Consider the following 14,334-nt stretch of genomic DNA (forward strand, 5'->3'; position numbering starts at 1 on the left):
GAGGGTATATGTGTACGCTGAAAATCAAGTAAGTTAGGGACTAGGAAGAGCAGGGTTCAGATCGCTTCGCTTGCAGGTTTTAGAGGTGATCGCTGAACGAACAGCATCAAAGAAGGTTCTCCCCCTTGATTGATGAGTTATTGAGATCGATAAAGTAAATAGAAGGGGGAGTTAGAGGGGGTTGTTTGCTCTTATAGAGCGAAGCGTTCTAGTTAGCGCAGCGTATCGTTTCTAGTTTATATGGCATTGTTTTTAGATACGTGGCGATCAAAAAAGGCCAGCGTATGCTGACCTTTTGTATTTACACTTTTAAGAATGAATCTTAAAAGCTGTAGCTGTACTGAACACCAGCAAGAATAGCATTTGCTTGAGTTTTTGCTGTTAGGGCGCCATCTTTTTCACTAACATCAACTTCATCACCCATTAGGTAAGTGAAACCAAAATCAACCGTGTGTTTCTTTTGGAAGTGGTAGCTAAAGCCACCAGAAAGCCATTGACGATCTGAATCAGGAACAGAAATCGAGGTTAAATTATCCTGTGCAGCAGTGTCATACATGTAACCAGCACGTAATGTCCATGCTTCGTTTAGGAAGTAAGTACCACCAATTGAGTAATGCATGCCATCTTGCCATTTGTAATTATTGATGTTTACACCTTCTTTGGTGTTTAATTCATCGAATGCGCTCCAACCAATCCATTGTACAGAATAGTGAACTGCAAATTTAGTGTCTTTTATTTCATGATAACCAGAGAACTCAGCCATGCTTGGAAGAGGCATTAGTAGAGTTTGACCATCAATTACATTTTGGCCAAATGTAGAGGATGTAGGATCAGCGTCAAGCATATACATATCACCTTCAGCTTCAATTTCTGGGCTGTAGTGGTATGAGAAACCAAAACGGTTACGTTCATCTAGCTCATATACAGCGCCTAAGTTCCAGCCAAGGCCAATACCATCAGCTTCAACATCTAATGCGTTTATACCAGGGGCCATATCTCGCTTTAATTTTCCGCTACCTTGAATGATATCTAAACCACCACCGACACTGAATTGCTCATTAATACGATATGATACGGTTAAAGCATAGTTAATACTTTTTATTTCAGTTGTGCCACCAAATAAACTAGCATCAGGAATACCAAGCCCAAGGTTGCCTGAACCTGCTCCAAAATTATCATCGAAATTGTTGGTTGTACCAAAGTTAGAATAAATACCCGCACCAAAAGCCCATTGGTCATTTAAACGATGAATATAATAGATGTTTGGAACTGGTGTGCCGCTGCTATTATTCGCATCGTCTACAGGAGCTCCGCCAGCTAACTGGCCCGCATAATTTACATCAGTCACATCAATATCAGTTTTGATGTAGTTAACACCGCCTGAAAACTGTGATGAATCAAATAGAGCCATGGCAGCGGCGTTACGTGACATTACTGATGCGTTATCAGCGATTACTGCATCACCAGCAAATGCACGGCCTAGGCCCGTTGCTGATTGTGCGTTTAGTTGGAAACCGGCAGCAGTAGCTTGTTGTGTTGCAAGAGTGATGGTTGCTGCTAGAAGTGTTTTTGAAAACAGACGCTTCTTATTCATAATTATTATATTCCATGTATTGTTATTTCCTTTCAATTCTGCGACTGAAAAGATTTTTTTAGTTGAGACTGAAATCTCGATGCCGAGATAATAACGATCAGATCATAGACGACAAATCCGACCACTGCTAAAAATTCATTAAAATTCGTGATCTGGTCGTGATTTGCTCTTAAATGCCACTCTTAATTAACAATACTAGAGCTAAAACTCTATTTTAAGCCTAATTTTTTATTAATGATAATATAGTTAACTTATTGATTAATTTAAATTATTTCTATCCCTTTGTGGTATTTAGAGTTTAAGCTCTATACTGGTCATTTTCTAATGTTAAATTGATGAAAACTTTTAATTTTTTCACTTTTTTTGGGAGGAATGTTGGTTAGTGGTTACAAAGCATTCACGAGGTGTTTGCTTGGTTTTGAATTCATTAATTAAGCAGGAAGGTAGTAAAAGAACATAAAATTGATCTATTTCAATAAATGAATTCTGAGACGCGTTATAGTTGATCTCGTTATCTGGTTGAGCAATCAACCCGTTGAGCAAGATAACATTTCCTTTTGAAGGCTGACTTTACTTTCTCCTTATCAGGTGAAACTGATTTTACAATTGGCTATTATCGTTAATTGTTTTTTATTCTGACCACATCGATTGATGTGGTTTTTTTTTATCAAAATAGTCAGTAGGTTACATTTTCACGGGTCAGATCGTTAGCTTAATCGCTCTCATATTTTTTCTACTTTCCTATCTAATTACCTTCATTTCTAACCAGTAAACAAGAATTTATGAGTGATTAATAATTCGCCGCTCACATTTCTACTATAACGCACTTCTCAAAATTAACAAACTGGTTACAATTTGAGGTCTGACCACTTATTAGGTTGATATTATGCAAGGAGATGCAATGTCAAACGCCAAATTTTCAAAGACCTATCAGCCACTAACGACACGACAAGGTGATCGCATAGCGGTTGTTTCAGGTATTCGAACCCCATTTGCTAAGCAATCCACGGCTTTTATTTCTACGCCTGCGGTAGATCTCGGTAAGCTTGCCGTAAAAGCATTGATGGATAAAACAGACATAGATCCAAAATTGATTGATCAAGTTGTCTTTGGCCAAGTAGTGCAAATGCCAGAAGCACCAAACATTGCGCGTGAGATTGTATTAGGCACAGGGATGGATATCGCAACCGATGCCTACAGTGTGACTAGAGCGTGCGCGACCAGTTTTCAAACCACGGCAAACGTAGTGGAAAGCATCATGGCTGGCACCATTGATATTGGTATTGCTGGTGGTGCAGATTCTTCTTCTGTATTGCCTATTGGGGTATCAAAAAAAATGGCCGCGACGTTGCTTGCCCTTAGCAAAACCAAAACCATAAGTCAGAAACTTTCTCTTCTTCGTACTTTATCAATGAAAGATCTTGCGCCTGTACCTACTGCTGTTGCTGAATACTCAACAGGGATCTCAATGGGACAAACCGCAGAGCAAATGGCGAAAACTCACGGCATAACACGTGAAGAGCAAGATGCGTTAGCGCACCGTTCGCATTCATTAGCGGCAAAAGCATGGCAAGAGGGGTTGATACAAGATGAAGTCATGACCGCTTTTCCAGAGCCGTATAAAACCTGGCTAGATCAGGATAACAATATTCGCCACGACTCAGATCTTGCAAGTTACGCCAAATTACGTCCCGCGTTTGATAGAAAATACGGTTCAGTAACTGCAGCCAACAGCACCCCCTTAACCGATGGTGGTGCAGCAATATTATTAATGAGTGAAAAGCGCGCCAAAGAACTAGGTTATGAACCGTTGGGCTATATTCGATCTTTTGCGTTTAGCGCGATAGATGTACATAACGATATGCTAATGGGACCATCTTATGCCACACCAATGGCTCTCGATAAAGCCGGTATTTCTTTATCGGATTTAACGCTTATTGATATGCACGAAGCATTTGCAGCACAAACGCTGTCGAACGTAAAAATGTTTGCATCTGATAAGTTTGCCAGAGAATGTTTAGGCAGAGATAAAGCCATTGGTGAAATAGACATGGATAAATTCAATGTGCTTGGTGGGTCAATTGCTTATGGGCATCCTTTTGCGGCAACGGGAGCCAGAATGATCATTCAAACATTGCGAGAACTAAAACGCCGCGGTGGTGGCTTTGGGTTAAATACCGCATGTGCCGCAGGTGGACTAGGTGCAGCAATGGTTTTGGAGGCTGAATAATGACATTAGAAATAAATAACAGTGCTATTGAAGCAGTAGAAAACAGCAGTGCGTTTACTTGGTTTAAAGACGATGCCGGTATCGCTTGGCTGACGATTGATGTGCCTAATGAAAAAATGAACACACTAAAGTCAGCATTTGCAGAACAAGTGACTCAAGTACTCAATGACATAGAAGCACAACATTCAGATATTAAAGGCTTGGTCATTCAATCAGGTAAACCCGATAACTTTATTGCGGGCGCAGACATTAGCATGATAGCTAACTGTGAAAGCGCAGCAGAAGCGCAAGCGTTGGCTGAAAAAGGTCAGCAGTTGTTTCAACGCATTGAAGATCTACCATTTGCTACTGTTGCAGCGATTCATGGTCCTTGTCTCGGTGGTGGATTAGAGTTGGCACTGGCGTGTGATTATCGTGTGTGCAGTGATGACAATAAAACAAAATTAGGCTTGCCAGAAGTCCAATTAGGGTTGCTTCCGGGGTCTGGCGGCACACAGCGATTGCCTCGACTTATTGGGTTGCTTGCCAGTTTGGATATTATTTTAACGGGTAAGCAATTAAGGCCTAAAAAAGCCCTAAAGTTAGGCGTTGTTAATGCCTCGGTACCACAAACTATTTTGTCACGAACCGCCGCTGAATTTGCAGTAAAGAAAAAATCAAAAAATAAAGTAGCAACCAAAGAGTGGGCGATATCAAGAAACGCTCTTGGTCGTAATGTGATTTTCTCTCAAGCAGAAAAACAAGCGCAGAAAAAAGCACGCGGTAATTACCCTGCGATTACGGCAATTTTAGATAGCATTAAATACGGGTTAGAAAAAGGGATTAAAAAAGGGCTTCAACGAGAAGCGGAGCAATTTGGTAAGCTTGCCATGACTCCTGAATCTGCTGCATTGCGTTCCTTATTTTTTGCAATGACAGAGATGAAAAAAGAGAAAGGCAGCGAAGCTGAGCCTAAAATCATTCATCGAGTTGGCGTACTAGGCGGTGGGTTAATGGGCGGTGGTATTGCTCATGTCTCTATTGCTAAAGCCAAAAAGAACGTCACCATCAAAGACATTAATAATGATGGCTTGCTAAATGCCTACCAGTACCATTACCAACGTTTAGATAAGTTAAGAAAACGCCGTATTATTAGTAAAGCTAAGCTGCAACAACAAATGTTGCAACTAACGGGAGTGACCGATTTTAACGGATTCAAAAAATTGGATGTGGTGGTTGAGGCCGTATTTGAAGATCTAACGCTGAAACAAGAGATGGTAAAAGCGGTGCAAGAGCAAGGAAAAGAAGACGTTATCTTTGCTACCAATACCTCTTCGCTTCCCATAGGCCAAATAGCAGAGGGTGCTGAAAAACCTGAGAATATTGTCGGTTTACACTATTTTAGCCCAGTAGAGAAAATGCCTTTGGTTGAAGTTATTCCGCATCAAACGACCAGTGATGAAGCCATCGCTACCGTGGTATCTTTAGCGAAGCAACAAGGTAAAACGCCGATAGTTGTTAAAGATTGTGCTGGGTTTTATGTAAACCGAATTTTAGCGCCTTACATGAATGAAGCAGCAAGATTATTGTTGGCGGGTGAGCCGATAGAGGCCATCGATGAGGCTTTATTAGATTTTGGTTTCCCTGTTGGGCCAATTTCATTATTAGATGAGGTTGGGGTAGATATTGGCGCGAAGATCATGCCGATATTAGAAGCAGAGCTGGGCGATAGATTCCGCAGCCCTGACGTCTTTCAAACCTTAATTGATGATAAGCGCCTAGGTAAGAAAACTAAGCGTGGTTTCTATGTCTACAAAGGTAAGAAGAAAGCGCCGGACCAAGATGTCTATTCACTACTTAACATTAAACCGCAATCTCAGCTAAGCAAAGATGAAATAGCCATGCGCTGTGTATTGCCTATGTTATCTGAAGCAAAACGCTGCTTAGATGAAGGTATTATTCGCTCAGAAAGAGACGGTGATATTGGCGCTATCTTTGGTATCGGTTTCCCTCCTTTCTTAGGTGGCCCATTTACTTATATGAACAGTATCGGTGAAGAAAAGCTAGCGGCGTTAATGAAGAAGTACGCTGATAAATATGGGGATAGGTTTTCTTTATAATACCAATTCAAATAATGGTGTTTATTCTTATTAGAGATAATAAGTTCAACCTTTATTAGATGAGTTATAAGCCATCATAGTCAAAGATTATGATGGCTTTTTTTAGTGTTTAAACGATTGGAATTACCCAAGATTCACGTCTTTCGCTCGCAATTGGAACTCATCAATAGAATCAATTTCTAACCCAACATCTAAGCGATCGTATTGTTCATGCTCGGTGCCTTGGCAATGCATGATTAAGCGATTCGCAGTTCTTGGTTTTAGTACGTTAACCACAAAACGCAGCATTTCAGTTCGCGTCAGCAAACTAAGTTCGTCAGCAACACGCTCTTTATGATCAAAATTTAAATCTTTATTGCCAATACAGGCCCATAAGCGCTGAGCTCGCCCACGAAGATTAGTGTCGGGATCAGAGATTTGATCAATCAATCCTTGTTTACTGTTTTGCCATTGCTCTTCATTTAGCTCTAATAACACCATGTAGAAGGCGTTAAGAAACTCATCAATCGCATCTAATAATATGGCAGGAGGAGCCATAGGTGATTGAACATATAAGATCAATCCTGGGTGTTTGTTTAACGGTAAATTTCCCGTCCCAACCATGTAGCCTAATTGCTGTTTGGTTCTAATTTCATGGAAAAAAGAAGCCGACATTAAATGGTTTGCTAACGTATAAAGCGCAAAACTGCGAGGGTCTTCTTGAGCTGATTGATAATAGACCAATAAAGCAGAATCAGAATGGTCACAAAATAGTTCACGCTGAAAGGTTCCGGATTCTCCTAACATAATCAGTGGTCGAAATGACTCTTCATAAGTTTGGTTTTGCATACGAAGTGCATTTTTTAGTGAGCTGCCTAAGTCTAGAGCTTGTTGCTGTGACCAGTCGCCATAGACAAACATCTCAACGTGTAACTCTGCAAACATCGCTTGAACAAAGTTAGGTAGGTCATCGACCTCTATACTTTCTAACGCCTCAAGAAGGACAGGGTAAGGGGGATTATTTGGTTGTAAAATTCCTGATAATGCATTGAAAAGTTGTGAAATAGGGCGCTCTTTCGAAGCGTTGCTCCAGTGACGTATCAGTTGATTCTTAATGAAATCAAAACGTTCACTACTAAACTCACGAGTAGTAAAGCGCTTTAAAATAACCTCCAATAATAAAGGCTGCTTTTGGCTAAAGCCAGATAGAGCAAGAGTGACTCCACCTTGGTGACAATAGAGGTTGTAGCCCATTCCTGCTATTTCAGCTTGATAGGTTTGTTCACTCAAGGCATCCATCAGCATTTCGACACATAGGCGAGTTTTCACTATTTTTCGTGGGTCAGAAATGGAATGTGGACTATCAATGGCAATATAAACCATGCCTTTTGGTACCCTAAATTCTTCTTCTTGCTTATGCCATAGACGAAAACCCGGTAAGTCTTCAATCAACATTGGAAATTCGGTGGTATCTATTAACGCTTGAGGTTCAAGATCGTAGCAAATATAAGGATTTTTCTCTGGAAGGAAAAGCTCAGGATGCGGCTCAACATTTTTCCAAAGTGCCAATTGATTCTCTGTCAGTGGGTGAACTGAGTAGGGGGTATGATACCACTTGTCTTTATGGTCATACTCTAACCCTTGAGCCACTAAGGTTACTCGCATTTTTTCTGGCGTCAGTTGTTCTAACAGATCTTTAATTTGCTGCTCATGGTAGCCTTCCATCATATAGTCGGCATACATAGCGTCTTCAGCATGATAGCGTTGTAAATTCATGACAAGATGGCTAACTAAATCAAGTGGCTTGCTTTTTTCTTGGAATTGAAAAGCCGACTCTAAAACGGCTTTTTTCTCACTGTATCGCCATTCATCAAAGCCTTGCTGCTTGATAAGTTCAATGTACTGATAAGTGAGTGTAATGATCTCATCAGTATGTTCGATGCCTTTTTCCGTTAAGTTATAAGCCAGAGTAAACTCGCGGAAGTTGCTGCCACTCACACCACCACCAGCGGTTAGCGAATGGATATAACCGAGTTTTTTTAAATACAGCATTAAACTGCCTTCGCCTTCATAACCAAGCAGGTGACCAAGATAATTTAACGGTTTGGTTTTGTAAAAACGGTCTTGATTTGGCAAAGAAAAAGCGAGAGTTAGCTTTCGAACTTCTTTTAATGGTTCAATATTTATCCAACATGCTTGTTGGTCTTCTGTTACGTAAGCGACATCAATCGTTTTATGTCCTAAATTTTGATTAGGGATGGCAGAGAAAGATTGAGTGGCTAAAAGTTCTAATTCACAAAGTGGACGATTCCCTAAAACCACAGCGGTCATTAAATCGGCAGAATAATGGTCTTGATAAAAAGCCAGCATTTCATCACGGATAGAAGAAGTGTCGTTATCGGCTAATGTATCGATGCTTCCTACTGAGAATTTAGCGAATGGATGCGCTTGATTAATGGTCTCTTTGTGTACCTGATAAATACGACGAACATCGTCTTTAAGTTTTAATTTATATTCTGAATCAACGGCTTGACGTTCTTTATCTACGGCTTCTTCGTTAAATAATGAGGCATAGAAGAACTGGCCAAAGCGATCAAGACCTTCTTCAAACGCATGGTGCGAAATTTCAAAGAAAAAAGTAGTGTGTTCAGTGCCTGTCCATGCGTTATTTGAGCCACCTTGCTGGTTAATAAATGAGTGAAACTCTCCCACTTTTGGGTATTTTTCTGTACCAAGAAACAGCATATGCTCTAAAAAGTGAGCAAGACCTGGGCGATGGTCAGGATCATCAAAGTGACCGACATTAACAGAAAGGGCGGCAGAAGAACGTGGAGCCGTATCGTCTTGAACCAGCAATACTCGCAGTTTATTATCGAGTTCGATAAAACGATATTTCTTTTGATCATTTGGGCTGATATGCACAGGGTGCTCCTGTTTTAAGGCAGAGATGGGCAATTTAATACCCTCATTTTTATATTTATTTTTCTAATTATGGCGCTGAACCCACAGACTAGCAAACTCTCTCTTTCCCCTTTTTGTCATTGCTTGCTACTATTGTGAGGTTAGTAATGATTTGAGAATGAATAAATGAAAGTATTCATAATGCGTCATGGCGAAGCTGAGATGTATGCGCCAAGTGATGAAGAACGTAATTTGACACCTCATGGCGAGAGTCAATCAGCCAAAATTGCACAGTGGTTAATGAAAACTCATCAAGTGCAGTTTGACTATGTATTGGTGAGCCCTTATGTGCGAGCTCAACAAACATGGAATGCGATTAAGCCTATTCTTAACGTTGCCGATGCAAAGGTAGAAACGTCAGATGAAATCACACCATACGGTGATTCTGATGATGTGGTGGAATACGTGAAAGCACTAGGCAGTGTAGAAGATATTGAGAATATTTTAATTGTTTCTCATTTGCCGCTAGTGGGTTATTTGACGGCGGATTTTGTTCCGGGAATTATGCCTCCAATGTTTCCAACGTCAGCCATTTCTTGTGTTGAGTTTAGTCATTCAACAGGAAAAAGCGATCTATTGTGGTTGCAACAAGCATAACGACACGCTGTATTTCGGTATAAAAAAAGATCCCAAGCAAAGGCTTATGGGATCTTTTTTTTATCTATCAGGAATAGACAGTAAAACTAATATGGCCCCTGCGCCACCAAACTCTAAAGGCGCTTGGTGAAATGCCATCACATCTGGGTGTTGAGCTAGCCACAGAGGCACTTTTTGTTTAAGAATATGTTTTCCTATTCCGTGCATAACACTGGCACAAGAAATATTCTCTTTTAAACAATAAGCAATCATTGAACCGAGTTCGCGTTTTGCTTCATCCTGTTTCATTCCATGCATATCTAAAAAGACATCAGGGACATACACACCGCGACGTAATCGCTTCACTTCGTATTTTGATACGTCATCACGGGCATAACGAACAGGCCCATCTTCATTAAGAAGTGGCACAAATTCGTCAGAAAAGAAAAACTCTTCATTTTTCCCTTCTTTTAATGACTTTCTTTGCTGTTGTTGCTCGCTAAAGTTCTTACTCGGTTGATGGATTATGGTATCCTGTTGCAACTTTTTAGAGCCTTGTACTGCTTCACGGAACAGCGAAAGTTCGTCATCTGATAGGTGGTCGTTTTTGCTCATTTTTAAATTCCAATAATTAACAGCAGTATTATAACTTGTTTTGGGGGCAATTTTGGATAAGATTTTTGTAGAAGAGGCCGTTTCTGAGCTTCATACGTTACAAGATATGTTACGTTGGACGGTAAGCCGCTTTAATGCTGCGGGTCTTTTTTATGGGCACGGTACAGATAATGCATGGGATGAAGCGGTTCAACTTGTGCTTCCTACGCTGTATTTACCTATTGATGTACCTGCTCATGTACGTGAATCTCGTTTAACATCAACAGAGCGCCTACGTATTGTTGAGCGTGTCGTTCGCCGTATTAATGAGCGTATCCCTACTGCTTATTTGACTAATAAAGCGTGGTTTTGTGGTCTTGAGTTTTTTGTTGATGAGCGCGTTCTTGTGCCTCGTTCACCAATTGCTGAATTGATTGAAACGCAATTTGAACCATGGTTAACCGAAGATCCAACACGTATTATGGATCTATGTACGGGCAGTGGTTGTATTGCGATTGCATGTGCTCATGCGTTCCCAAATGCAGAAGTAGATGCAATTGATATTTCTACTGATGCGTTAATGGTTGCTGAACAAAATGTTCAAGACCATGGTATGGAGCAGCAAGTGTTCCCAATGCGTTCTGATCTGTTGCGTGATATTCCAAAAGATCAGTATAACTTCATTGTTTCTAACCCACCGTATGTGGATGAAGAAGACATGAACAGTTTACCAGAAGAATTTGAGCACGAACCTGAGTTAGGTTTGGCTGCTGGTAGTGATGGACTGAAATTAGTTCGTCGTATTCTAGCTAATGCACCAGATTACTTAATGGATAATGGTTTCTTGATTTGTGAAGTAGGTAACTCTATGGTTCACATGATGGAACAATACCCAGAAATTCCATTCACTTGGATTGAGTTTGCAGAAGGTGGACACGGTGTATTCATGCTAACTAAACAGCAGCTTCTAGATTGCGCTGAAGAGTTTGTTCTATACCGCGATTAAGTCACTAAATTCGACTTATTATAATAAGCCTGATGCTCGCATCGGGCTTTTTTATATCTCTTTACTTTGTGACATTGCAAAATCAAGTCGATTACGAAGGTTTTGTTGTTTTTCGCTGATGTTATTTTTACGTAATGCTTTTCTTACTAGACGAAGTAGTTTCATTTTTTTTCTTAACCGTTAATGATATTTAGTAATTAGCAGGAATAATGCCAACTATTTATTGCTATCCTTACGTTAAAATTTCCATCCATGTATTGCTTTTTTTATCAACACTTTATGTTTTATTTTTAGTTTCTGGCTCATTAATGAGCCAAGTGTTAATTATACGTTGTGATATGAATAACAGTAAAGAGGTATTTTTGTAAAATGAGAGTTTTATCAGTTAAGAATTTTTGGATTAAGGTCACAAATTGCCGCTTTTGATTTTTTAAATTATTTTTACGGCAAAGAAAATCACATCTAAGAAAAAGAGTGTGCTCACTAATTTAAAGAGAAACCATTACTAGGGGCTTTACTCTGCTGTAGATTCAAGCCAATATGGATTGATTAAAGTTATGCTATTTATAGCCAATCAACAATATTTACAGAGGAAGTAATGGCTGGAAATTCTATTGGACAACATTTTCGAGTAACAACGTTTGGTGAAAGTCATGGCTTGGCTTTGGGCTGTATTGTGGATGGCTGCCCTCCAGGTCTAGAGTTGAGTGAAGCGGATCTGCAAATCGATTTAGATCGTCGTAAGCCGGGTACTTCAAAATACACTACTCAACGTCGTGAAGCGGATGAAGTGAAAATTCTATCAGGTGTATTTGAAGGAAAAACCACAGGAACTTCAATTGGGTTACTGATTGAAAACACCGATCAACGTTCTAAAGATTATTCTGAGATTAAAGATAAGTTCCGTCCGGGACACGCAGATTACACCTACCACCAGAAATATGGACAACGAGACTACCGTGGTGGTGGTCGTTCTTCTGCTCGTGAAACGGCAATGCGTGTTGCAGCTGGTGCTGTTGCTAAGAAATACTTGAAGCAAGAGTTTGGAATTGAAATTCGCGCTTACCTATCACAAATGGGCGACGTAGCGATTGATTCAGTTGATTGGAATGAAATCGAGAATAATGCGTTTTTCTGTCCTGATGCAAGCAAAGTAGAGGCCTTTGATGAGCTTATTCGTAAGCTAAAGAAGGAAGGGGACTCTATTGGCGCTAAAATTACCGTGGTTGTACAAGGTGTGCCGGTAGGGTTAGGTGAGCCTGTTTTTGATCGTTTAGATGCGGATGTTGCTCACGCTTTGATGGGTATTAATGCCGTAAAAGGGGTTGAGATTGGTGATGGTTTTGACGTTGTACAGCAGCGCGGTTCAGAGCATCGTGATCCATTAACACCTGAAGGCTTTAGCTCAAATCATGCTGGTGGTATTTTGGGTGGTATTTCATCTGGTCAAGATATTGTGGCGCACATTGCCCTTAAACCAACGTCTAGTATTACGGTTCCGGGTGAAACGATAACTCGCAGCGGTGAAAAAACAGAATTGATTACTAAAGGCCGTCATGATCCTTGTGTTGGTATTCGAGCAGTGCCTATTGCTGAAGCTATGCTAGCGATAGTGGTTATGGACCATTTAGTTCGTCATCGTGGTCAAAATTTTGGTGTACAAACAGAAACACCAAAGATTTAGTGGCAGGAGATAGGGACTAGTTTTTAGGGACGAGTTAAGAGCGGAAGAATCTTCCTCTACTATTAATAGACACAAATAAAAAGAGCCAGATTGAAGTTACATTCGATCTGGCTCTTTCTGTTTGTATTTGATATTTAGCTCTTCCTAGCCCCTAATATCTCGTCCCTAGTCTCTTTAACATTCATCACTTCTTAACGCTTTCTGGCTGATCTTCGGTAATATCTAAATGAAACACGGGTAAACACCAACCAAATTTTACTGCGGCCATACGAGCAGAAAAACCAATAACAATAGTCGCAATCGTTGTGATTAATTCATCAACACCAAAGTGAAGTAATCCGATGTATAGCACAGCGGATAGTAATGAAATTGAAGCATATAATTCTTTATGCAATACCATTGGCATCTGGCGACAGAAGAGATCACGCAGTAACCCACCAAACACGCCTGTTACAATGGCAGAAACAACGCATATTAGTGGGTGAAGGCCCATATCTAATGCGACTTGTGAGCCAATAATACTAAAAACAATTAAACCAATAGCATCTAAAAATACAAAGAAGCGATGGTTTTTGGCTACCCATGGGCCGATCCATGTTGTTAATACGCCGGCAATGCAGGTAATCACAAGGAATTGTGGGTTTTTCACCCAACCAACAGGGTAGTGACCAAGAAGAATATCACGAACAGTACCACCGCCAATTGCTGTTGCACTGGCAACTAACATTACGCCAAACCAATCCATTTTTTTCTTACCAGCGGCTAATGCACCTGTCATTGCTTCAGCTGTGATCCCAATAATATAAAGAATTGTTAATAACATTTTCTAATACCGTGTCATATCATAATGGTCAAATAATAGGACGAGAATTTTATGGGATTAAACGAATAATGACGAATGAAAAAAACTATTCCGACATTTTTCAGATTAGTTTTTTTTATGCATTTTCTCGAGACTATGAGCCCTTGGTTTATGAGTTCTAATATTGAGTATTTTTTGATGCACGCCGCGACGAAGGCTTTTGAATGAATTTTCAAGCTTATCAATGCCGAGTAAAACAAAAAGAGCTAATAAAGTGATAATGACTGATTGCTGAATGTATCCTAATGCAATCATCATCCCTAATGCTGCTAACACCCAAATAATGGCCGCAGAGGTTACACCATGAATTTTACCATCTAAAGTCATCATTACTCCTGCGCCAAGAAAACCAATTCCTGTAATAATTTGGCCTAGTACTCGAGCGTGATCCAGAGAGTTTACAGATAGGGACATTGCCATCGCTAAGAAAAAGTAAGTACCTGAAATAATTAGAATAGAGGTTCTTATTCCTACGGGTTTGCCTCGAGTTTGCCGTTCAACGCCAATTAACAAACCATTGAAAGCACAAGCGGCAATAGCAGACCAAGAAAAAGGCCCTAAATCCAGTAATTGAGCAAGTTGTAAAGTGATGTCATTCACAGGTGGTGAAACTCCAATCTAAAGGGGGAGAGATAATTTTGGAGAGTATCAGTTCACTCTTTTGACAGATAATGAATAATTTTGAGAAGGAGGATAAAAAAAATTTATCTAGATAGGCCTTTAGTATGTGGTGAGGTAGAATACGCTTC

At 40.1% G+C, this 14,334-nt stretch carries 10 protein-coding genes; 5 read left to right on the forward strand and 5 right to left on the reverse strand.

Translation table 11 applies throughout. The features are described 5' to 3' along the window. Positions 1–322 precede the first annotated feature (322 nt). Positions 323–1,594 (reverse strand): outer membrane protein transport protein, encoded by a 1,272-nt coding sequence (locus tag PVK63_RS06920; RefSeq protein ID WP_274440141.1) that lies wholly within the window; start codon positions 1,592–1,594, stop codon positions 323–325. Positions 1,595–2,495: 901 nt separating this feature from the next. Between PVK63_RS06920 and fadI the strand changes: the two genes are divergently transcribed. Together fadI and fadJ are read left to right on the forward strand one after the other, a co-directional pair. After that, the gene (gene fadI, locus PVK63_RS06925; RefSeq protein ID WP_274440142.1) at positions 2,496–3,824 is read left to right on the forward strand and encodes an acetyl-CoA C-acyltransferase FadI; all 1,329 of its coding nucleotides are present in this window, start codon (positions 2,496–2,498) and stop codon (positions 3,822–3,824) included. After that, the gene (fadJ, locus tag PVK63_RS06930; RefSeq protein WP_274440144.1) at positions 3,824–5,923 is read left to right on the forward strand and encodes a fatty acid oxidation complex subunit alpha FadJ; all 2,100 of its coding nucleotides are present in this window, start codon (positions 3,824–3,826) and stop codon (positions 5,921–5,923) included. The genes fadI and fadJ overlap by 1 nt, the downstream gene beginning before the upstream one ends. Before the next feature lie 123 nt (positions 5,924–6,046). On the opposite strand, the gene PVK63_RS06935 is transcribed toward fadJ, so the two are convergent. Then, on the reverse strand, positions 6,047–8,824 hold the full coding sequence (locus PVK63_RS06935) for an insulinase family protein (RefSeq protein ID WP_274440145.1): 2,778 nt from the start codon (positions 8,822–8,824) through the stop codon (positions 6,047–6,049). A gap of 165 nt (positions 8,825–8,989) precedes the next feature. On the opposite strand from PVK63_RS06935, the gene sixA reads away from it, so the two are divergent. After that, complete coding sequence (sixA, locus tag PVK63_RS06940) at positions 8,990–9,460, forward strand: phosphohistidine phosphatase SixA (RefSeq protein ID WP_130044177.1); 471 nt, start codon at positions 8,990–8,992, stop codon at positions 9,458–9,460. Between the two features lie 60 nt (positions 9,461–9,520). On the opposite strand, the gene smrB is transcribed toward sixA, so the two are convergent. After that, positions 9,521–10,054 (reverse strand): endonuclease SmrB, encoded by a 534-nt coding sequence (smrB, locus tag PVK63_RS06945; RefSeq protein ID WP_130048706.1) that lies wholly within the window; start codon positions 10,052–10,054, stop codon positions 9,521–9,523. A gap of 52 nt (positions 10,055–10,106) precedes the next feature. On the opposite strand from smrB, the gene prmB reads away from it, so the two are divergent. Then, on the forward strand, positions 10,107–11,039 hold the full coding sequence (prmB, locus tag PVK63_RS06950) for a 50S ribosomal protein L3 N(5)-glutamine methyltransferase (RefSeq protein WP_274440146.1): 933 nt from the start codon (positions 10,107–10,109) through the stop codon (positions 11,037–11,039). Positions 11,040–11,637: 598 nt separating this feature from the next. Then, the gene (aroC, locus tag PVK63_RS06955) at positions 11,638–12,723 is read left to right on the forward strand and encodes a chorismate synthase (protein WP_274440148.1); all 1,086 of its coding nucleotides are present in this window, start codon (positions 11,638–11,640) and stop codon (positions 12,721–12,723) included. 184 nt (positions 12,724–12,907) lie between these two features. Here the strand turns inward: aroC and PVK63_RS06960 are convergent, their stop codons facing one another. Together PVK63_RS06960 and PVK63_RS06965 are read right to left on the reverse strand one after the other, a co-directional pair. Continuing rightward, positions 12,908–13,546: a trimeric intracellular cation channel family protein gene (locus PVK63_RS06960; RefSeq protein WP_130048710.1), complete on the reverse strand. Its 639-nt coding sequence runs from the start codon at positions 13,544–13,546 to the stop codon at positions 12,908–12,910. A gap of 105 nt (positions 13,547–13,651) precedes the next feature. Further along, the gene (locus PVK63_RS06965; protein ID WP_274440151.1) at positions 13,652–14,185 is read right to left on the reverse strand and encodes an MgtC/SapB family protein; all 534 of its coding nucleotides are present in this window, start codon (positions 14,183–14,185) and stop codon (positions 13,652–13,654) included. Between the last annotated feature and the right edge of the window lie 149 nt (positions 14,186–14,334).

The sequence above is a fragment of the Aliivibrio sp. S2TY2 genome (assembly GCF_028765525.1).
In the GTDB taxonomy this organism is placed as follows: domain Bacteria; phylum Pseudomonadota; class Gammaproteobacteria; order Enterobacterales; family Vibrionaceae; genus Aliivibrio; species Aliivibrio finisterrensis_A.

Coding starts and splice junctions, on each gene's coding strand:
- PVK63_RS06920 (WP_274440141.1), bottom strand. CDS start 1,594: ATGAATAAGAAGCGTCTGTTTTCAAAAACACTTCTAGCAGCAACCATC.
- fadI (WP_274440142.1), top strand. CDS start 2,496: ATGTCAAACGCCAAATTTTCAAAGACCTATCAGCCACTAACGACACGA.
- fadJ (WP_274440144.1), top strand. CDS start 3,824: ATGACATTAGAAATAAATAACAGTGCTATTGAAGCAGTAGAAAACAGC.
- sixA (WP_130044177.1), top strand. CDS start 8,990: ATGAAAGTATTCATAATGCGTCATGGCGAAGCTGAGATGTATGCGCCA.
- smrB (WP_130048706.1), bottom strand. CDS start 10,054: ATGAGCAAAAACGACCACCTATCAGATGACGAACTTTCGCTGTTCCGT.
- aroC (WP_274440148.1), top strand. CDS start 11,638: ATGGCTGGAAATTCTATTGGACAACATTTTCGAGTAACAACGTTTGGT.
- PVK63_RS06960 (WP_130048710.1), bottom strand. CDS start 13,546: ATGTTATTAACAATTCTTTATATTATTGGGATCACAGCTGAAGCAATG.